This window comes from Pseudomonas sp. LBUM1641 (assembly GCF_059716235.1).
Window position 1 is genome coordinate 2,869,147 of the sequence record NZ_CP166815.1, and the last position, 21,020, is coordinate 2,890,166.

15 protein-coding genes and 1 pseudogene are annotated in these 21,020 nt (G+C 62.0%); 2 read left to right on the plus strand and 14 right to left on the minus strand.

The window, feature by feature from the left end; all coding sequences use genetic code 11:
* The first annotated feature begins 5 nt into the window (after positions 1-5).
* Both ACA046_RS13145 and ACA046_RS13150 read left to right on the plus strand, forming a co-directional pair.
* A complete protein-coding gene (locus tag ACA046_RS13145) occupies positions 6-1,214 on the plus strand; it encodes an amino acid deaminase (RefSeq protein ID WP_497676721.1) in 1,209 nt (402 codons plus the stop codon).
* Positions 1,215-1,344: 130 nt separating this feature from the next.
* A complete protein-coding gene (locus ACA046_RS13150) occupies positions 1,345-2,253 on the plus strand; it encodes a sugar kinase (protein ID WP_459028279.1) in 909 nt (302 codons plus the stop codon).
* A gap of 114 nt (positions 2,254-2,367) precedes the next feature.
* Here the strand turns inward: ACA046_RS13150 and ACA046_RS13155 are convergent.
* From ACA046_RS13155 to ACA046_RS13220, 14 genes and pseudogenes are all read right to left on the minus strand, one after another.
* Positions 2,368-2,658, minus strand: a pseudogene (locus tag ACA046_RS13155) (peptidylprolyl isomerase); the annotation flags it as partial.
* A 27-nt stretch (positions 2,659-2,685) separates the two neighbouring features.
* Positions 2,686-5,223, minus strand: coding sequence for a PAS domain-containing hybrid sensor histidine kinase/response regulator (locus ACA046_RS13160; protein WP_076016439.1), 2,538 nt, complete (start codon positions 5,221-5,223; stop codon positions 2,686-2,688).
* Positions 5,224-5,358: 135 nt separating this feature from the next.
* Positions 5,359-7,317 (minus strand): acetoacetate--CoA ligase, encoded by a 1,959-nt coding sequence (locus ACA046_RS13165; protein WP_459028284.1) that lies wholly within the window; start codon positions 7,315-7,317, stop codon positions 5,359-5,361.
* A gap of 169 nt (positions 7,318-7,486) precedes the next feature.
* Positions 7,487-8,260, minus strand: a complete 774-nt coding sequence (locus ACA046_RS13170; RefSeq protein ID WP_459028286.1) for a 3-hydroxybutyrate dehydrogenase — start codon at positions 8,258-8,260, stop codon at positions 7,487-7,489.
* Between the two features lie 7 nt (positions 8,261-8,267).
* Positions 8,268-9,659 carry a GntP family permease gene (locus tag ACA046_RS13175; RefSeq protein ID WP_497676722.1) on the minus strand — a complete coding sequence of 464 codons (1,392 nt, stop codon included), beginning with the start codon at positions 9,657-9,659 and terminating at the stop codon, positions 8,268-8,270.
* A gap of 296 nt (positions 9,660-9,955) precedes the next feature.
* Complete coding sequence (locus ACA046_RS13180; protein WP_497676723.1) at positions 9,956-11,353, minus strand: sigma-54 interaction domain-containing protein; 1,398 nt, start codon at positions 11,351-11,353, stop codon at positions 9,956-9,958.
* Positions 11,350-12,921 (minus strand): ABC transporter ATP-binding protein, encoded by a 1,572-nt coding sequence (locus tag ACA046_RS13185; RefSeq protein WP_497676724.1) that lies wholly within the window; start codon positions 12,919-12,921, stop codon positions 11,350-11,352. The genes ACA046_RS13180 and ACA046_RS13185 overlap by 4 nt, the downstream gene beginning before the upstream one ends.
* An 11-nt stretch (positions 12,922-12,932) precedes the next feature.
* Positions 12,933-13,955, minus strand: coding sequence for an ABC transporter permease (locus tag ACA046_RS13190; RefSeq protein ID WP_497676725.1), 1,023 nt, complete (start codon positions 13,953-13,955; stop codon positions 12,933-12,935).
* Positions 13,955-15,016, minus strand: a complete 1,062-nt coding sequence (locus ACA046_RS13195) for a microcin C ABC transporter permease YejB (protein ID WP_003208021.1) — start codon at positions 15,014-15,016, stop codon at positions 13,955-13,957. The genes ACA046_RS13190 and ACA046_RS13195 overlap by 1 nt, the downstream gene beginning before the upstream one ends.
* Positions 15,016-16,875: an extracellular solute-binding protein gene (locus ACA046_RS13200; RefSeq protein WP_167663896.1), complete on the minus strand. Its 1,860-nt coding sequence runs from the start codon at positions 16,873-16,875 to the stop codon at positions 15,016-15,018. The genes ACA046_RS13195 and ACA046_RS13200 overlap by 1 nt, the downstream gene beginning before the upstream one ends.
* Before the next feature lie 140 nt (positions 16,876-17,015).
* On the minus strand, positions 17,016-17,297 hold the full coding sequence (locus ACA046_RS13205; protein WP_003208024.1) for a peptidylprolyl isomerase: 282 nt from the start codon (positions 17,295-17,297) through the stop codon (positions 17,016-17,018).
* 233 nt (positions 17,298-17,530) lie between these two features.
* Positions 17,531-18,391, minus strand: a complete 861-nt coding sequence (locus tag ACA046_RS13210) for a response regulator transcription factor (protein ID WP_497676726.1) — start codon at positions 18,389-18,391, stop codon at positions 17,531-17,533.
* A 56-nt stretch (positions 18,392-18,447) separates the two neighbouring features.
* Positions 18,448-19,866 carry an aminotransferase gene (locus tag ACA046_RS13215; RefSeq protein WP_497676727.1) on the minus strand — a complete coding sequence of 473 codons (1,419 nt, stop codon included), beginning with the start codon at positions 19,864-19,866 and terminating at the stop codon, positions 18,448-18,450.
* Positions 19,867-19,891: 25 nt separating this feature from the next.
* Positions 19,892-20,992 carry a polyamine ABC transporter substrate-binding protein gene (locus ACA046_RS13220; RefSeq protein WP_497676728.1) on the minus strand — a complete coding sequence of 367 codons (1,101 nt, stop codon included), beginning with the start codon at positions 20,990-20,992 and terminating at the stop codon, positions 19,892-19,894.
* Positions 20,993-21,020 lie beyond the last annotated feature (28 nt).

Genomic DNA, 21,020 nt, shown 5'->3' on the forward strand with positions numbered 1-21,020 from the left:
CGCTTATGTCTGCCTTCAATGCCGTTGAAAAAGGCGCCGCCCCGGTCGGTGCGCATTTGGTGCGTGACGTCAGCCTGCCGGCCCTGGTGCTGCACCGCGATGCCCTGGAACACAACATCCGCTGGATGCAGGATTTCGTCAGCAACAGCGGCGCGCAACTGGCGCCCCACGGCAAGACCAGCATGATGCCGGCGTTGTTCCAGCGGCAGATCGAGCAGGGCGCCTGGGGCATCACCCTGGCCAGCGCCGTGCAGACCCGCGCCGCGTATGCCGGTGGTGTTCGCCGGGTGTTGATGGCCAACCAACTGGTGGGCGCGCCGAACATGGCGCTGATCGCCGACCTGCTGGCCGACCCTGAATTCGACTTCCACTGCATGGTCGACCACCCGGACAACGTGGCCGACCTGGGCTTGTTCTTTGCCGCCCGTGGACTGCGCCTGAACGTGATGATCGAATACGGCGTGGTCGGCGGCCGTTGCGGTTGCCGCACCGAACAACAGGTGCTCGACCTGGCCAAGGCTATCAAGGCCCAGCCTGCGCTGGCCCTCACCGGCATCGAAGGCTACGAAGGGGTGATCCACGGCGAGCACGCCATCAGTGGCATTCGCGAATTCGCCGCCTCCCTGGTACGCCTCGCCGTCGACCTGCAAAACAGCGGCGCCTTCGACCTCGGCAAGCCGATCATCACCGCCTCGGGTTCCGCCTGGTACGACCTGATCGCCGAATCCTTCGAAGCCCAGAACGCCGCCGGACGTTTCCTCAGCGTATTGCGCCCGGGCAGCTACGTGGCTCACGACCATGGCATCTACAAAGAAGCGCAGTGCTGCGTACTCGACCGTCGCAGCGACCTCAACGAAGGCCTGCGCCCGGCGCTGGAAGTCTGGGCCCACGTGCAGTCGCTGCCGGAGCCTGGCTTCGCGGTGATCGCCCTGGGCAAGCGCGACGTTGCCTACGACGCCGGCCTGCCGGTGCCGCTCAAGCGCTACAAGGCAGGCGTGTTGCCGGCCGAGGGTGATGACGTGGCCGCGTGCAAGGTTACCGCCGTGATGGACCAGCATGCATTCATGGTCGTCGTGCCGGGGGTTGAGTTGCGCATTGGCGACATCATCTCCTTCGGCACTTCTCACCCGTGCCTGACGTTTGACAAGTGGCAAGTGGGTAATTTGGTGGATGAGCAGTTGCAGGTAATCGAAAGCCTGCATACCTGCTTCTAGACCTAATCGTGCCCTTCGCGAGCAAGCCCGCTCCCACATTCGACCGAGTTCCTTCAGTTGAAATGCAATCAAATGTGGGAGCGGGCTTGCTCGCGAAGAGGCCCTCCAGTACATCGAGAGACCCCCTGTCATGAACACACAACCCCGCATCGCCCTCATCGGCGAATGCATGATCGAACTGCAACACCGCGCCGACGGCAGCCTGCAACAAAGCTTCGGCGGCGATACCCTGAACGCCGCCGTCTACCTGCGCCGCGAACTGGGTGAACCCAGCACCGTCGACTACGTCACCGCCTTGGGCGATGACAGCTTCAGCGACGCCATGTGCAAACACTGGGCTGAAGAGGGCCTGGGCCTGAGCATGGTCCAACGCCTGCCTGAGCGCCTGCCGGGTTTGTACTGCATCCAGACCGATGCCAACGGCGAGCGCAAATTCCTCTACTGGCGCAACGAAGCCGCCGTACGCGACTGCTTCACCACGCCGGCGGCCGAGCCGATCCTGGCGGCGCTGCCGGCATACGACGTGGTGTATTTCAGCGGCATCACCCTGGCGGTATTGGGCGAAGTCGGCCGTGCACGCCTGCTGGAAACCCTGGTCGAAACCCGCCAGCGCGGCGGCAAGGTGGTGTTCGACAACAACTACCGGCCGCGCTTGTGGGCCAGCGTGGACGCGGCGCGTGCGGCGTATCACAGGGTATTGGCCGAGGTGGATATTGCCTTGCTGACCGAGGATGACGAGCGCGCATTGTTTGGTTATGAGGACAGCGACCAGGTGTTTGCGGCGTATCCGGGCATTGCCGAGGTGGTGCTCAAACGTGGCGCGGATGCGTGTTTGATTCGCTGTGAAGGTGAGCGGTTCGAGGTGCCGGCGTTGGTGGTAGAGAAGGTGATCGATACGACTGCGGCGGGGGATTCGTTCAGTGCGGCGTATCTGGCTGGTCGGCTCAAGGGCGGCTCGCCGCAGGAAGCAGCCTTGGCCGGGCATCGGCTGGCGAGCCGGGTGATTCAGGTGCCAGGTGCACTCATTCCCCGAGACTAACGCTATCTATTGTGGCGAGGGAGCTTGCTCCCGCTGGGCCGCGCAGCGGCCCCAAAAAAGCTGGGAGCGCTTCGCACTCCAGCGGGAGCAAGCTCCCTCGCCACAAAAAAGCCATCAATCCCGGTAAAACACCTGCACCAAGTGATACCCAAACTTGCTCTTGATCGGCCCATGAACCACCTTCACAGGCTTCTTGAAGATCACCGCATCAATCACCCCCACCATCTGCCCCGGCCTTACTTCACCCAAATCACCGCCGCGCTTGGCAGACGGGCAGGTGGAGTACTTCTTGGCCAACACGTCAAACGCTTCGCCCTTGGCAATACGCTGCTTGAGCTGTTCGGCTTCTTCACTGGTTTTCACCAGAATGTGACGGGCTTGGGCTTTCATTGATCGGTCCTGATGTGAAACGGCGCGCGATTATGCCTGAAGTCAGGCCTCTGAGCTGATCATGCTACGGATTTTGTTAGCCAGCAGGTCAATCGAAAACGGCTTGGCTACCATGTCCATGCCAGCCTCCAGGAACCCCTGGCGCTCGGCGGCTTTCTCGGCATATCCGGTCATGAACAGCACCTTGAGTTCGGGTCGATGTTGCCGGGCAATTTCTGCCAGTTGCCTGCCGTTCATCCCCGGCAAGCCCACATCGGTCACCAGCAAATCCACCCGCAGGTCGGACTCCAGCAGCGGCAACGCCGCCCGTGCATCCGCCGCCTGATGCGCGGTGTAACCCAGCTCATCCAGCACATTCACCACCAGCATCCGCACCGCCGGGTCGTCCTCGACCACCACCACGGCTTCGCCTTCCAGCGCTACCGGGGCTTCGCCCTGACTGGCGGGCACCGTCCTTTCCAGCGCGGTGCCATGCAGGCGCGGCAAGTACAGGCGCACGCAAGTGCCCTGGCCCGGCTCGCTCTGAATGGTCACGTGGCCGCCGGATTGCTGGGCAAACCCATAGATCATCGACAACCCAAGGCCGGTGCCCTGGCCGATGGGCTTGGTGGTGAAGAACGGGTCGAAAGCCTTGGCGAGGATCTTCGCGGTCATGCCGGCGCCGTTATCGCTCACGCCGAGCATCACATAGTCGCCGGCCTTGACCGGCTCCAGGGTGGTGATGTCGGTGCCGTCGAGGTAACTGTTGGCGGTCTCGATGCACAATTGACCGCCGTCAGGCATCGCATCCCGGGCATTGATCACCAGGTTGAGCAGGGCGTTTTCCAGCTGGCTGGCGTCGGTGTTCACCGGCCAGATGTCGGTGCCCAGTTGCACCTTGAGTTCGATATGCGCGCCCTTGGTGCGGCGGAACAGGTCTTCCAGGGACGCTACCAATTGATTCGGATCTACCGGCTTGGGGTCCAGGGATTGGCGGCGAGAGAACGCCAGCAGTCGGTGGGTCAGCGCAGCGGCACGATGGGCCGAGGACACGGCGGCGTCGGTGAAGCGGCCGATCTCGTCGCTGCGTCCGGCAGCGATGTAGCGTTGCATCAGGTCCAGGCTGCCGATGATCCCGGTGAGCATGTTGTTGAAGTCATGGGCGATGCCGCCGGTGAGTTGGCCGACCGCTTCCATCTTCTGGGCATGGCGCAGGGCGTCTTCGGCACGCTCGCGCTCAAACATCTCGTTTTGCAGGCGCTGGTTGGCTTCGGCCAGGGCCTGGGTGCGTTGGTTGACGCGCTCTTCGAGGTTTTCGTTAAGGTGGCGCAGGGCTTCTTCGGTAAGTTTGCGCTCGGTCTCGTCGATCACAAAAATGTAGAAACCGTTGACTGAACCGTCAGCGCTGAAACGCGGCAGGTACTTCATCAGCGCGTGGCGGGGGCGGCCGTCATGGTGCGGCGTGACGGTGACAAAACTGCAGGCCTTGCCCTTGAGCGCCGCCTCGATCTTGTCGACGCGCCCGGCATAGATTTCGTCGCCCACGACTTCGCGGATGGTCTTGCCGTAGAGCTCCTGCGGGGTCATGCCGTACCAGTCCAGGTAGGCGCTGTTGTTCAGGCGAAAGCGCTGCTCGTGGTCGACATAGCCGATCAGCACCGGCATGGCGTTGATGATCAACTGCAGCTCGGTCTGGCTTTGGCGCAGGGCCTGTTCGGTGTGCTTGCGTTCAGTCAGGTCGAGGGCCGCGCCGAGAAAACGTGCCGGTCGGCCATGATGGTCCTTGTAGCAACGGCCCCGGGCAAACACCCAGCGCACTTCGCCGTCGGCTTGCAGCAGGCGATATTCCTCGGCGTATTCGGTGCCGTGGGTGATGCAATGCTTGATGCTGCGGGCCACCATGCCACGGTCTTCAGGGTGCACGCCTTGCAGGTAGTCGCTGATGGGCAGCAGGCCGGCATCGCAGGGATCAACCCCGTGCAGTTGGGCGAAATGTGCGTCGGCGATAAACCGGTCTTCGCCAATGTCCCAGTCCCAGGTGCCCACGGCGTCGGTGGCGGCCAGGGCCAGTTGCAGGCGCTGCTCGGTGTTGCGCTGGGCCTTGAGGCTGTTTTCGGTGCGCTGCTGGAGTTCCAGGGCGATGCGCCGGCGCTCGTTGGTTTCGATGGCGGTGATCAGGATCCCGGCGACCTCACCGCGCTCATCGCGAATCGGGCTGTAGGTCAGGTCCAGCCAGATCTCTGTGTCGCGGTGGTTGCGTTGCAGCACGAAACGCTGCTCGGTGAACGTGCGTACCTGGCCCGCGAAGACGGCGCTGTAGATCGGGTCGGTAAACGGCTTCAACTCCGGCCAGATCAAGTCGGCAGGCTGGCCGAAGGCGCCAGGGTGCTTGTTGCCGGCCAGCAGGGCGAAGCCGTCGTTGTAGATCTGAGTGAGTTCGGCGCCCCACAGCAACAACATCGGCATGGGTGAATGGATCACGATGTCGACGGCTGTACGGAGGCTTTGCGGCCAATCAATGGCGTCACCGAGAGGGCTTCGTGCCCAGTCCAGCCGCGCAATCAGTGCCGCGGCCTCGCTGCCGGTGGGTGATACGTTCATGTAAATGCCCTGCGCGTAACGCTTGAAGAATGACAAAAGCCGATTATCCCGCGAGGAGAGATCGGCTTTCCACCCTCGAAAAATAGCATGCTTGAGGGTTTTGTCTTCAAATGAGTGCTTAAGCGCTAAAACGTTTCATCTTTCTGCCAGCTCCGGGCGATCACGGAACTGCTCCAGGGCTTCGGGGTTGGCCAGGGCGTCGGTGTTCTTCACCACTTCGCCATGCACCACGTTGCGCACCGCCAGTTCGACGATCTTGCCGCTGATGGTGCGCGGGATGTCCGTCACCGCCAGAATCTTCGCCGGCACATGGCGCGGCGTGGTGTTGGCACGGATCACCTCGCGGATCTGTTGCTCCAGGGCGTCATCCAGTTCGACGCCGTCGTTGAGCCGCACAAACAGCACCACCCGCACGTCATCCTGCCAGCGTTGGCCGATGGCCAGGCTTTCCAGCACCTGCGGCACTTTTTCCACCTGACGATAAATCTCTGCGGTGCCGATGCGCACGCCGCCGGGGTTGAGCACGGCGTCTGAACGGCCATGGATCAGCAGGCTGCCATTGGGGCGTTGTTCGGCGTAGTCACCCTGGGCCCACACGCCGGGGAACTGGCTGAAATACGAGGCCCGCAGTTTTTCCTGGTGCGGGTCATTCCACAGGCCGATAGGCATCGCCGGGAAGTGCCGGGTGCACACCAGTTCGCCTTTTTCGCCTACCAGCGGGCGGCCCTGGTCGTCCCAGACTTCGATGGCCATTGCCAGGCTCTTGCACTGCATCTCGCCACGGCGCACCGGCAGCACCGGGTTGCCGATCACGAAGCAGGAGACGATATCGGTACCGCCAGACATCGACGACAGGCACAGCTCCGGCTTGATCTCGCGGTACACGTAGTCGTAGCTCTGTGGCGACAGCGGCGAGCCGGTGGAGATCAAGCCCTTGAGGCTGCTCAGGTCATGGCTCAGCCGCGGTTGCAGCCCGGCCTTTTCCAGGGTGGCGAGGAACTTCGGACTGGTGCCGAACACGCTGATTTTTTCCTGGTCGATCAGGTCCATCAGGCGCTCAGGCCCCGGGTGAAACGGTGAGCCGTCATACAGCACCGCCGTGGCGCCGATGGCCAGCACCGACACCAGCCAGTTCCACATCATCCAGCCGCAGGTGGTGTAGTAGAACAGGCAGTCATCCCGGGACAGGTCGGCGTGCAGGCCATGTTCCTTGAGGTGGGTGAGCAACACGCCGCCGGTGCCGTGGATGATGCACTTGGGCACGCCGGTGGTGCCGCTGGAATAGAGGATGTACAGCGGATGATCGAAGGGCACGGCGACGAAATCGGGTTCGCCGCCGGGGGTGTAGAAGTCGTCCCAGCGTGCAACGTTGGCTCGGGTCTGATAATCCTCGGGCCGCGCTTGGGGGCGGGCGTACGGCACGATGATCAACTGTTGCAGGGACGGCAGCCGTTCGAGGATTTCATTGAGCTTGCTGCTTTGGTCGATGACCTTGCCGGCGTAGCGGTAGCCGGCGCAGGTGATCAGCACCTTGGGTTCGATCTGGCCGAAGCGATCGATCACGCCCTGGGTGCCGAAGTCGGGCGAGGAGCACGACCAGATCGCGCCGAGGCTGGTGGTAGCAAGCATGCCCACCAGGGTTTGCCAGGTATTGGGCATGCACGCGGCCACCCGGTCGCCCACGCCCACACCGGCGGCCCGCAAGCTGCGTTGCAGGCCGGCGACGTGGTGGGCCAGTTCGGCGTAGGTCAGTTGTTCGCGCTGGCCGTCTTCGCTGATAGCGACCACCGCGGGATGATCGTCGCGACGGCGCAGCAGGTGCTCGGCAAAATTCAGGGTGGCTCCGGGAAACCACTGGGCGCTGGGCATCTCGGCGTCTTCGATCAGCACCGCGCTGGGTGGCGTGCGGAACTGCACCTCGAAAAACTCGACAATGGACTGCCAGAAATCCGGGCGCTGGTCGATGCTCCACTGGTGCAGGGCCGGGTAGTCGCTGATCTGCAAGGCATGGCGATCATTGATGAAGCGCCGGAACTGATCCATCCGGGTGTTGTGGATGCGTTCGGGGGAGGGTTGCCAGAGTATTTCGGACATAAGGAAATCTCTTTTTTATTATCTGATCTATCTAACGACACCGATCAAAATGTGGGAGCGGGCTTGCTCGCGAATGCGGTGGGTCAGTTCCAGATGTGTTAACTGATACAACGCATTCGCGAGCAAGCCCGCTCCCACATTTGAGCTGCGGTGTCTTGGGGATCGTCGTTTATTGCGCCAGCCAGCCGCCGTCGATATTCCACGCCGCGCCACGCACCTGGCTGCCGGCTTCACTGCACAGGAACAGCACCAGCTCACCCAGTTGCGGCGGCGTCACGAACTCCAGGGACGGCTGCTTCTCCGCCAGCAAATCCTGCTGCGCCTGCTGTGGGTCAACCCCGGTGGCGATGCGATCATCAATCTGTTTCTGTACCAGCGGCGTCAACACCCAGCCCGGGCAGATGGCGTTGCAGGTGATATTGCTCTGGGCGGTTTCCAGGCCCACCACCTTGGTCAGGCCGATTACCCCGTGCTTGGCGGCGACGTAAGCCGCCTTGCCCACCGAACCCACCAGCCCATGCACCGAGGCAATGTTGACGATCCGCCCCCAGCCCTTGTTCTTCATGCCCGGCAGGCTCAACCGCGTGCTGTGGAACACTGACGACAGGTTGATCGCAATGATCGAGTCCCAGCGCTCCACCGGAAACTCGTCCACCGGCGCCACATGCTGAATCCCGGCGTTGTTCACCAGGATGTCGATGCCGCCAAACTCGCGCTCGGCGTAGGCGATCATTTCGGCGATCTGCGCCGGGTCGCTGACGTCCGCCGGGTGATGCCCGACCTTGCCGCCGAAGGCCTGCACCTGGGCAATCACCGCGCTGGCGTCGCCGAAGCCGTTGAGGATCAGGTTGGCGCCGGCCTTGGCCAGGCTCAAGGCGATGCCCAGGCCGATGCCGCTGGTGGAACCGGTGACCAGGGCGGTCTTGCCGTTCAATGTCGTCATATCAACCTCACACAATGCCGGTGGCGTAGAAAGTACCAATCACCACGAACACCGCGAGGGTCTTGATGATCGTGATGCCGAAAATATCTTTATAGGCTTCACGGTGGGTCAGCCCGGTGACCGCCAGCAGCGTGATCACGGCGCCGTTGTGGGGCAGGGTGTCCATGCCGCCACTGGCCATGGCCGCGACCCGGTGCAGTACTTCAAGGGGGATATTGGCCGCATGGGCCGCTGAAATAAAGCTCTCCGACATGGCCGCCAGCGCAATGCTCATGCCGCCCGAGGCGGAACCGGTGATACCGGCCAGCAGGGTCACGGTAATTGCTTCGTTGACCAGCGGGTTGGGAATGCCCTTGAGCCAGTCCGCCAGCACCAGGAAGCCCGGCAGCGAGGCGATCACCGCACCAAAACCATATTCCGAAGCGGTGTTCATCGCCGCCAGCAATGCCCCGCTGACCGCGCTCTTGCTGCCCTCGGCGAGCTTGCTGCGAATCGCCGAGAAGCCGAACACCAACACCACGATGATCCCCACCAGCAACGCCGCCTGCACCGCCCAGATCGCGGTGAGCTTGGCGACTTCGGTCTGCACCGGCACGCTCATGCCCGGCAGGCTGAGGGTGTGGGTCTTGCCGTACCACAGCGGAATCCAGTGGGTGAACAGCAGGTTCATGATGCCCACCAACAGCAGTGGCGACAGCGCGACCCACGGGTTGGGCAGCTTGATGTCTTCGGCGGTTTCTGGCTCGTTGCGCAGGTTGGTGCCATAGCCTTCACCGGCACGCTGGGCCTTGTTGCGCTGGCGGGCCAGGTACAGCATGCCGACGCAGAACACGAAGATGGTGCCGATCAGGCCCAGCCACGGTGCGGCCCAGGCCGTGGTGTTGAAGAAGGTGCTGGGGATGATGTTCTGGATCTGCGGCGTGCCGGGCAGGGCGTCCATGGTGAACGAGAACGCGCCGAGGGCGATGGTCGCCGGCAGCAAGCGTTTGGGAATATTGCTCTGGCGGAACATCTCGGCGGCAAACGGGTACACCGCGAACACCACCACAAACAGCGACACGCCGCCGTAAGTCAGCAGGGCGCACACCAGCACGATCACCAGCATCGCCTGGCGGGTGCCGAGCAACTGGATCGCAGCGGCGACGATGGAGCGCGAGAAGCCGGAGATTTCAATCAGCTTGCCGAACACCGCGCCGAGCAGGAATACCGGGAAATACAGCTTGAGGAAGCCGACCATCTTCTCCATAAACACCCCGGTGAAGGCGGGGGCGACGGCGGAAGGGTCAGTGAGCAGCACAGCGCCGAGGGCGGCGATGGGGGCGAACAGGATGACGCTGTAGCCACGGTAGGCGGCCAGCATCAGCAGCGCCAGGGCTGCGAGGGCAATGATCACACTCATGGTGTGTCTCCATCTGATTGTTATTTTTGTGGGGGTGAGGCGGTGGGGAGGGGCTATAGCGAGATGTGTGCCAAGTGGTTAACTTGTTGAAATATATAGAAAATATATTGACTTATGAGTGTGCTTTCAAATTTTGTCCCGAATTTGAGACTGTTGGAGATCAAATGTGGGAGCGGGCTTGCTCGCGAATGCGGTATGTCAGTTCCGGATTTACTGGCTGATACACCGCATTCGCGAGCAAGCCCGCTCCCACATTGGATTTTCTCTGTATTTGGAATTATGTCTCTGTTTTGAGACTATGCGATACCCAGCGCGACCATTTTCTTGTACAAGGTCGACCGGCCAAGCCCCAGCCGCTTCGCCGCCTCCACCACATTCCCCTCACATTGCTTCAACGCCGCCCCAATCACCTGCCGGTCAAAGCGCTCCCTGGCCGCACTGAAACTCTCGCCCTCAGCGGTCTCTACCGAACTGTGCTCCACCGGACTGAACGTACCAATTGCCGCGCGAATTTCACTGGCATTCAGCACCAGGTCATCACTCAACAACGCCGCCCGCTCCAGCACATTGCGCAGCTCGCGGATATTCCCCGGCCACGCATGCTGCGCCAATAACGCCAAGGCCTCGCGGTCCAGTTCATGCTGGCTGCGCAACTCCTCCAGAATCGCCTCACTCAACGCCGGCAAATCATCCAGCCGCGCGCGCAACGGCGGCACCTGGATCGGCAGCACATTCAGGCGGTAATACAGGTCCGCGCGGAACTCCCCGCGCTTGATCGCCGCTTCCAGGTCCATCGACGTGGCGGCAATCACCCGCACATCACTGTGGATCATCTCGTTGGAGCCCACCGGCTCGAACTCTTTCTCCTGCAACACCCGCAGCAATTTGCTTTGCAGCGGCAGGGGCATGTCGCCGATCTCGTCGAGAAACAGCGTGCCGCCCTGGGCAATCTGTAACTTGCCGGGGCGGCCCTTGCGGTCGGCGCCGGTAAATGCGCCTGGCGCAGTGCCGAAGAATTCGGCTTCCAGCAAATCATGAGGAATCGCCGCGCTGTTGATGCTCACAAAGGCTTTATGCGCCCGAGGCGATGCACCGTGAATCGCCTGGGCCAGCAACTCCTTGCCGGTCCCGGTTTCCCCCAGCAACAACACCGGCGACTCCGCACTCGCACTGCGCCGGGCGCGGCGTTTGACTTCCAGGCTGGCCGCGCTGGTGCCGATAAAGTGCGCAAAGTTGTACTTACTCTGCCGCGACCTTAGCAGCGACCGGGTGGAAGCCAATTCCTGCTGCATGCTCAGGTAGCGCTCGATCAGCGGCGACAGGTTGCGCAATTCATCAAACAGCGCAAACCCGATCGCACCGATCACCTTGCCCGCGTCGTCATGGATCGGCAGGCGCATCACCACCAGCGGGCCTTTGGGCGTGTCCTGGATATCCAGCAGAATCGGCTGGTCGTTGCGCACCACCTGGCGCAGCAGGCTGTTGGAAATCACCTGCTCGCACGGTTGGCCGATGGCTTCGTCGGCACTTTTCAGGCCGAAGCGCTTGGCGTAACGCTCGTTCATCCAGACGATGTTGGCGTCACCGTCGACAATCACCGTGCCTTCGCTGGACTGCTCGATGATCTCGAACAACGACTGGATCGCCAGGCCACGAACGTATTGGTAATCCTTGAGGCTGCCGGTGGTGTTCATGGATGCGCCGCCGCGAGGAGTTCCTGAGTGTAGGGATGTTGAGGCGCGGCAAACACTTCGTCGCTCGGCCCGCGCTCCACCACCTTGCCGTCCTTGATCACGATCATGTCGTGGGCCAGGGCCCGCACCACTGCCAGGTCGTGGCTGATAAACAGGTAGGTCAGGCCGTACTTTTCCTGCAACTCAAGCAGCAGGGCGACCACCTGTTTCTGCACGGTACGGTCCAGCGCCGAGGTGGGTTCATCCAGCAGGATCAGCGCCGGCTTGAGCACCAGCGCGCGGGCGATGGCGATGCGTTGGCGCTGGCCGCCGGAGAATTCGTGGGGGTAGCGATGGCGGCTGGCCGGGTCCAGGCCGACGTCTTCCAGCACGCGGATCACTTGCGCTTCGCGGTCTTTGAGGCTGCACGGGGCGTGCACTTCGAGGCCTTCGCTGATGATCTGCGCCACCGACATCCGCGGGCTGAGGCTGCCGAACGGATCCTGGAACACCACCTGCATCTGCTTGCGCCACGGCTGCATCTGCTTTTGCGTCAGGCCGTCGAGGGCTTCGCCCTGGAAGCGAATCGCGCCGCTGGAATCCAGCAGCCGCAGAATCGCCTGGCCCAGGGTGGATTTGCCCGAGCCGGACTCGCCGACAATCCCTAGCGTCTTGCCGCGCTGCACCGTCAGGCTGATGCCGTCCACCGCTTGCAGGTACTGCTTGCACCGGAACAGTCCGCCGCCCAGCGGGAACTGCACGCTCAGGTCATCCACCTGCAACACGGTCTCCCGCGCCTCGTGATTCAAGACGATGCCTGCCGGTTCAGCATCCAGCAGCAGGCGGCTGTAAGGGTGCTTGGGGGCGCAGAACAGGCTTTCACAATCCGCCTGCTCGACAATTTCCCCGGCCTTCATCACGCACACCCGCTGGGCGATGCTGCGCACCAGGTTGAGGTCGTGGCTGATCAGCAACAGCGACATGCCCAGGCGTTGTTGCAAAGACTTGAGCAGCAGCAGGATCTTGCGCTGCACCGTCACATCCAGCGCGGTGGTCGGTTCGTCGGCGATCAACAGTTCCGGCTCACAGGCCAATGCCATGGCGATCATCACCCGCTGGCGCTGGCCGCCGGAGAGTTGATGGGGGTAGGCCTTGAGGCGTTCCTGGGGTTTCTGGATGCCCACCAGTTCCAGCAATTCAAGGATCCGCGCCTGGGCTTGCTTACCGCCCAGGCCCTTGTGCAACAGCAGGGTTTCGCCGATCTGCTTCTCGATGCTGTGCAGCGGATTCAGGGAGGTCATCGGCTCCTGGAAGATCATCGCGATCCGGTTGCCCCGCAGCTTTTGCAGGGTGGCGGGCGAGGCGCCGAGCAGTTCCTGGCCGCGATAACGCACCGAACCGGTGGTTTCGGTGCCGGCCTCGGGCAGCAGTTGCAGGATCGAATGGGCGGTCACCGACTTGCCCGAACCCGACTCGCCCACCAGCGCCAGGCACTCGCCGGGGCGCACGTCCAGGCACAGCTTGCGCACCACGGTCTGGCCGTTGAAGGCGACACTCAGGTCGCGAATCTCGATCAGGTTTTCAGTCATCTCAACGGCCTTCATGAGCGTGGGTCGAAGGCGTCACGCAACGCCTCGCCGATAAACACCAGCAACGACAGAATCAGCGCCAGGGTGAAAAACGCGGTCAGCCCCAGCCATGGCGCTTGCAAGTTTTGCTTGCCCTGGGCGATCAGCTCGCCCAGTGACGCGCTGCCGGCGGGCATGCCGAAGCCGAGGAAATCCAGGGCGCTCAAGGTAGAAATCGCTCCGGTCAAAATGAACGGCAAATAGCTCAAGGTGGCCGTCATTGCGTTTGGCAGGATATGCCGGCGGATGATCTTGCCGTCACCCAAACCCAGCGCTCGCGCGGCCTTGACGTACTCCAGGTTGCGCCCCCGCAGGAACTCGGCGCGCACCACGTCCACCAGGGCCAGCCACGAAAACAGCGCCATGATCCCCAGCAACCACCAGAAATTCGGCTCGACAAACCCCGACAGAATGATCAGCAAGTACAGCACCGGCAGCCCGGACCACACTTCCAATATTCGTTGCCCAAGCAAGTCCACCCAACCACCGTAGTAACCCTGCAAGGCCCCGGCGGCGATGCCGATGGCGGCGCTGATGGCGGTGAGGGCCAGGGCAAACAGGATCGATACCCGTGCGCCGAAGATCACCCGCGCCAGTACGTCGCGGGATTGGTCGTCGGTGCCCAGCCAGTTCACGCCCGATGGCGGGCTGGGGGCAGGGCGGGTCAGTTCATAGTTGGGCGTGTCGTCGCTGAACGGGATCGGCGGGAACAGCATCCAGCCGCCGTCCTTCTTGATCAGGTTCTGCACGTACTCACTGCGGTAATCCGCCTGGAATGGCAGTTGCCCGCCGAACTCCTGCTCGGTGTAACGCTTGAACACCGGGAAATACAGCTCGTCCTGGTAGCTGAGCACCGAAGGTTTGTCATTGGCGATCAACTCGCCGCCGAGGGTCAGGATAAACAGGCCGATAAACAGCCACAGCGACCACCAGCCACGGCGGTTTTTCTTGAAGCGTTCAAAGCGCCGGCGGGCCACGGGAGAGAGCTTGAGCATCAGGCGTTCCTCGCGGCGAAGTCGATACGCGGGTCCACCAGGGTGTAGCAGAGGTCACCGATGAGTTTTATCAAGAGGCCAAACAGCGTGAAGATAAACAGCGAGCCGAACACCACCGGATAATCCCGTGAAACCGCCGCCTCGTAGCTCATGCGGCCCAAGCCGTCGAGGGAGAAAATTACCTCGATCAGCAGCGATCCTGCAAAGAACACCGCGATAAACGCCTGGGGAATCCCCGAGATCACCAGCAGCATCGCGTTGCGAAACACATGCCCGTACAGCACCCGGCGCTCGCTCAAGCCTTTGGCCCGGGCGGTGACCACGTACTGGCGGGTGATTTCATTGAGGAACGAGTTTTTGGTGAGGATGGTCAAGGTGGCAAAACCGCCGATCACCAGGGCGCTGACCGGCAACACCAGGTGCCAGAAGTAATCGGCGATCTTGCCGACGGTGCTCAATTGGTCGAAGTTTTCCGAGACCAGCCCGCGCACCGGGAACCAGTTCAGCGAGGTGCCACCGGCGAATACCACGATCAGGAACATCGCAAACAGGAACGCCGGCATTGCGTAGCCAATTACGATCGCGGTGCTGCTCCACACATCAAAACTGCTGCCATGGCGCACCGCCTTGCGAATTCCCAGCGGGATCGACACCAGGTAGGTGATCAAGGTGGCCCACAGGCCGAGAGAAATGGTCACCGGCATCTTTTCCAGGATCAGGTCGGTCACGCTTTTGCCACGGAAGAAACTGTTGCCGAAGTCCAGCTGGGCGTAGCTCTTGAGCATCAGCCACAGGCGTTCCGGCGCGGGTTTGTCGAAGCCGTATTGTTTTTCGATGTCCTTGATCAGCTTCGGGTCCAGGCCACGGCTGGCCCGTGAGCCGCTGCTGAGGCTCTCGGCAGACGAACCGCCGACGCCACCGCCGCCGATGCCTTGCAGGTGGGCGATGGCCTGTTCCACTGGCCCGCCGGGCGCGGCCTGGACGATGACGAAGTTCACCAGCAGGATAATTACCAGGGTGGGAATGATCAGCAGCAAGCGCCGCACGATATAGGCAAACATCAGCGGGCTCCCGGGCGTTTGGTCAGTTCGGCTTTCATCTGTTCATTGGTCAATGGCGTGGGGCTGATTTCCCACCAGGTTTCCAGGGCCTCATCGGTTTTGGCCTCCACGGCCGGGCGGCCGAAGCGGTTCCACCACGCGGCGGAGGTGCCCGGCGGGTAGTAGTTGGGAATCCACAGGTAATTCCATTGCAGTACGCGGTCCAGGGCGTGGGCATAACTGAGCATCTGCGCCTGGGTGTTGGCCTTGACCAAGCCGTTGATCAGGCTGTCCACGGCCGGGTCTTTCAGCACCATGTAGTTGTTGGCGCCGGTATCAAACGCGGCGGCGGAACCGAAGTAGTTGTACAGCTCCATCCCCGGCGAGGTGGTGACCGGGAAGCCGGTGACGATCATGTCGTAGTCCCGGGCCATCAGGCGGTTGACGTATTGCGAGGAGTCGATACGGCGGATATTGAGGGTGATGCCGATCTGCGCGAGGTTGCGTTTGTACGGCAACAGCAAGCGCTCGAGGCCGTTCTGGGCATTGAGGAAGGTGAATTCCAGCGGCTCACCCTCGGCATTCACCAGCTTGTCGCCGTCGGGTTTCCAGCCAGCCTGCTCCAGCAGCGCCAGGGCTTGTAGTTGCTTGTCGCGGATCATCCCGCTGCCGTCGGTGGTCGGCGCCTTGAATACTTGGGTGAACACTTCGTCGGGAATCTGCCCGCGCAGGGGTTCCAGAATCGCCAGCTCCTGGGCGTCCGGCAGTTGGGTCGCCGCCAGCGGGCTGTTGGAGAAGAAGCTCTGCTGGCGGATGTACATGTTGCGCATCATCTGCCGGTTAGCCCATTCGAAGTCCCACAACATGGCCAGGGCCTGGCGCACGCGGCGGTCCTTGAACATCGGCTTTTGCACGTTGAACACATAGCCCTGGGCCGGTTGCGGCGCCTCTTTGGCCAGGTGCGCGCGCTGCAGGCGACCATCGTCGAGGGCCGGGCCGTTGTAGCCGATGGAGTAGCCGGTGGCGGAGAATTCGCGGTTGAAGTCGTAGGCACCGCCCCGCAGGACCTGGCGCGCCACTTCGGTGTCGCCGAAGTATTCCAGGCTCAAGTGATCGAAGTTATACAGGCCGCGGCTGATGGGCAGGTCCTTGCCCCACCAGTTCGGGTCGCGCTTGAAGGTGATGGTGTTGCCGGCATCGACCTTGCTGATGGTGTAGGGGCCGCTGCCCAAGGGAATCTCGTATCCGCCACCGTCGGCGAAGTTGCGGGTTTTCCACCAATGTTCGGGGAATACCGGCAGGGTGGCGACATCCAGGGGCAGGGTGCGGTTTTCGTTGCTGGAGAAATCAAAGCGCACCTGGCGCGGGCCTTCGACTTCGACGTGTTTGACGTCGGCGAACAGCGTGCGGTAGCGCAGGCTGCCCTGGGTCATCAGCAGGTCGAAGGTGTAGCGCACGTCTTCGGCGGTGATCGGCTGGCCATCGGCGAAGCGCGCCTTGGGGTTCAGGTAAAAACGCAGGGACAGACCGTCGTCTGACCGCTCCATTTTTTCCGCCACCAGGCCGTAGACCGTGTAGGGCTCATCCAGGGAGCGCTGGGCCAGGGGCGAATACAGCCAGCCGTCGACCTGGCTGACGCCGATGCCTTTGTCGCCATAGGGCAGTACATGGTCGTAGCGTCCGATTTCGATCGCCGAACGCCGCAAGCTGCCGCCCTTGGGGGCATTGGGGTTGGCGTAGTCGAAATGGGTGAAGCCGGGTTGGTATTTGGCCGGTTCGCCGTATACGGTCAGCGCCGACTGCGGCGCGGCGATCACGGCGGTGCTGGCCAGCAATAGGGCCAGGGTGGAGCAAAACAGGGTAGAAAAAGCGACTCGCATTATCAGCCTTGGGCGCCGGGTGAAGAGGTAAAGGGATTTGTACGCTATGCGCGTGCGCCTCGCCAGTTATCACACTGTCACAGATGCACAACGGCCCACCAAAAGGCGGGCCGTTGTTTTAAACATTAGCGCGGACCGAATCAGTCCTGACGGCTGGTCACTTCCAGCAGGTGATAACCGAACTGGGTTTTCACTGGGCCTTGCACGGTGTTGACCGGGGCGCTGAAGACGACGGTGTCGAATTCTTTAACCATCTGGCCCGGGCCGAACGAACCCAGGTCGCCGCCTTGACGGCTGGACGGGCAGGACGAGTTGGCTTTGGCAACTTCGGCGAAATCGGCGCCGCCTTCGATCTGTGCTTTCAATTCGTTGCACTTGTCTTCGGTGGCAACCAGGATGTGACGGGCGGTGGCTTTGGCCATGAGGGATAACTCCTTGGGTAAAAACGGTGAGCGTACCGGATTCAGGTGGTTATTTCCTGGCAAAGTTCCCCCGGGTTGCATGGACGGTTCAGGAGCTCCGCCCCCCGTAGCAGCTGTCGAGCTCCAGCGAGGCTGCGTCGGCCGCACCACCGCGGTTGCGCCAGGCACATGACCAGGTCGCTCCCAACGCAGCCTCGCCGGGGCTCGACAGCTGCTACGGGGGGGGTGGTGGGTCAGGTGTGGCGGGCCATTACGCCGCTGTGGGTCAGCCAATCGATAAACAGCGCAAACAGCTCCGCCTGGGAGTTGATCTCAAGCTTGGTATACAAATGCTTGCGGTGCATGCGCACGGTTTCCGGGGAAATGCCCAGCACCTGGGCGGTGGATTTCACCGAGTGCCCGCGCAATATCAGGTGGGCGATCTCCCGTTCGCGCACGGTCAATACACCGCTGCCAAAATGCATGAACGCCGCTTCTATCTGCTGATGCACCTGGGTCTGGGTGAAAGCCTCGTCACTGATCACCTTGCACAGCCCGCCCGTGGTGCCGAAGCGCCGCAGCAGTTCACGCACGATGGGTTGGGCGGTTCGTTGCAGCGCCAGTTGTTCATCGCTGAACTGGCCGGCACTCAGCCCCTGGAACATGCACAGGGAAATCTTGCTGTTGGGGCACAGGTCGACGATGTAATAGCTCTCTTGGGCGCCGCCGCTGCGCAGGTAGTAGGTCTTGTAGTACTCGCTGTTGAAGAAATCGTCCGGGGCGATTTGCGCCAAGTGGTAGAAACCTTCGGCCAGGCCCTTGTCTACTGCCAGGCAGAAGGGGTCCAGCAGGTAGCCCCGGGAAAAGTAGCGGTTGATGATTTCTTCATAGTGCGGCCGGGGGATGCCTTGCTGGTAGAGCAAGTGCGGCGCCTGGCCCTGGCGCTCCAGGCTGATCATCATCGATTCGATGGGTGTCAGGGCGCTGAGGGCGCGGGCCAGGTGTTCAAGGAAGATCGCTTCGTCAACGCTGACGAAAGCGTGGGCCAACGCGCCATTCCAGGCTTCAAGCACCTGGAAGGACGGGGCAGGGCAGTGATCGGCATTCTGGTTCATGCCGGCCAGTCTACCCGCCGACCAGGGCCCCGGCAAAAGCACCGGGGCACCCAGGCTCATCGGCCTTGATACTCGCCGCTCTGGCGCAGCTCTTCGGCGGTGTCGAGGATGCACTGGCGCAGGATTTCCACCACTTGATCCACCTGGGCATGGGTAATGATCAGCGGCGGCGACATCACATTCAGGTGACCGATGGGCCGCACCAGCAAACCTTTGGCCTGGGCCCGCAGGTGGATCTTCTCGCCGATATTCACCGCGTCCGGCAGCAGCGCCTTGGTGTGTTTGTCGGCGACAAACTCAATGCAGGCCATCAAGCGCTGGCAGCGCACGTCGCCCACCAACGGCAGGCTGGCCAGGGTTTGCAGGCGCTGTTCGAGGTACACACCGACATCCTCGACATGCGCCAAAAGGTTTTCCCGCTCGATGATCTCGATGTTCTTCAGCGCCGCCACGCAACTCACCGGGTGGCCGCTGTAGGTGAACCCATGGGTAAAGCAACGGCCCTTGCCTGGCTCGCCGATCACTTGCCAGATGCGGTCCGAGAAAATACACGCGCCCAACGGCAGGTAGCCAGAAGTCAGGCCCTTGGCGGTGGTGATGATGTCCGGCTGCATGTCGAACACCTCCTCGGAGGCGAAGAATTTTCCCAGCCGGCCGAAGGACGTCACCACTTCATCCGCCACGTAGAGCAGGTCGTAGCGTTGGCAGATTTCCCACATGCGCCGGTGATAACCCTTCGGCGGAATGATCACGCCGCCCGAGCCCATGATGGGTTCAGCAAAGAACGCGGCGACTTTATCGGCGCCGATGGTCAGGATCTTGTCTTCGAACTCATCCACCAGGAAATCGAGGAACTGCGCTTCGCTCATGCCCTCCGGTGCTCGGTAGTAGTTGGGGCACGAGATGTGGTGGAACAGGTCGCTCATGAAGTCGAATTCGGGGGCGCGGTCGGCGGCCTTGTTGCCGATGGACATCGTGAGGAATGTCGAGCCGTGGTACGCACTGAAGCGCGAGATGATGTGTTTCTTCTCATGCTTGCCGCGGCTGTTCTGATAGAACTGCACCAGCCGGTAGGCGGTATCGACGGCCGTTGAACCGCCGGTGGTCAGGAACACATGGTCGAGGTCGCCGGGGGCCAGGCTGGCGAGTTTGGCGCACAGTTCGATGGCGGTGACGTTGGCCATGTCGCAGAACGGGTTGGAGTAGGCCAACTGGCGCACCTGGTTGGCGATGGCGTCGGCCATTTCTTCGCGGCCCAGGCCGATGTTCGTACACCACATGCCGCCGACGGCATCCAGGTAACGGTTGCCGGCGGTGTCGTAGATGTAGGCGCCGTCACCGGCCGCGATGTTCAGCGAGCCTTGCTCACGGTGCTCATCGAACATATGGAAGCCGTGCATGTAATGCGCCCTGTCGGCGGCGTCCAGTTGCTCGTGGTCGAACTGGGCGAAAAAAGCAGGATTTGGCAGAGTCATGGCATTTACCTTCAATGGCTGGGTTTCACTTGCCGGTCTTCACGGCGTTCCAGGTACGGGTGATCAGGCGCACGGCGGCTTGGGACTGGCTTTTCTGGGTGAACAAGCGCTGCATCGTCGCCGCGTCCGGGTAGATGGCCGGGTTGTCGCGTATATCCGCATTTACAAAGGGCTTGGACGCCAGGTTGCTGTTGGCGTAGTGAATGGTGTTGCTGACGCCGGCGATGACCTGCGGTTGCAGGAGGAACTCGATGAACGTGTGGGCATTCGCCACGTGCGGGGCGTCGGCCGGGATGTAGAAGTTATCGAACCAGATCAGCGAGCCTTCCTTGGGAATGAAGTAACCCAGGTTGACCTTGGCCCCGGCTTCCGCCGCCCGGGCCTGGGAAGTGGCGTAGTCGCCCGACCAAGTAGTGGCCATGCACAGCTCGCCGTTGGCCAGGCCGTTGATAAAGCCGCTGGAATCGAATTTGCGGATGTACGGCCGTACCGCCATCAGTACATCCTGGGCGGCCTTGAGGTCTTTGGGCGCCACGCTGTTGGGGTCGAGGCCGAGGTAGGTCAGGGCCAGCGGGATCATGTCAGTAGGGGAGTCCATGAAGGTGATGCCACAGTCGGCAAAGCGCGAAATGATCTTGGGGTCGAAGATCATCGCCAGGGAACCGATGGGCGCATCCGGCATGCGTTCCTTGATCTTGTCGATGTTGTAGGTCACACCGTTGCTGCCCCAGGTGTAGGGCGCCGAATAGGTCACGCCCGGATCATGGGTTTCAAGGCTTTTCAGCACTAGCGGGTCTAGGTTGTTCCAGTCGGGCAGCAGCGTTTTGTTGAGGGGCTGGAATGCCTTGGCCTTGATCAGCAGCGGTACCAGTGACGCATTGAGCACCACCAGGTCATAACCCGAGCGCCCGGAGAGCAGCTTGCCCTGCACGGTCTCGTAGGAGTCGTAGGTGTCGTAGATCACCTTGATACCAGTGGCTTTCTCGAAGTCGCCGAGGGTGTGTTCCCCGATGTAATCGGCCCAGTTGTAGATGCGCAAGGTGTTGCCCGGGTCGTCAGCGGCCTGGCTGACGGACATTGATGCAAGCAAGACAGCGCTGAACAGGGCGATAACGGCTTTATGCATGGCGAACCCACCTTGATGTTGTGCTTGT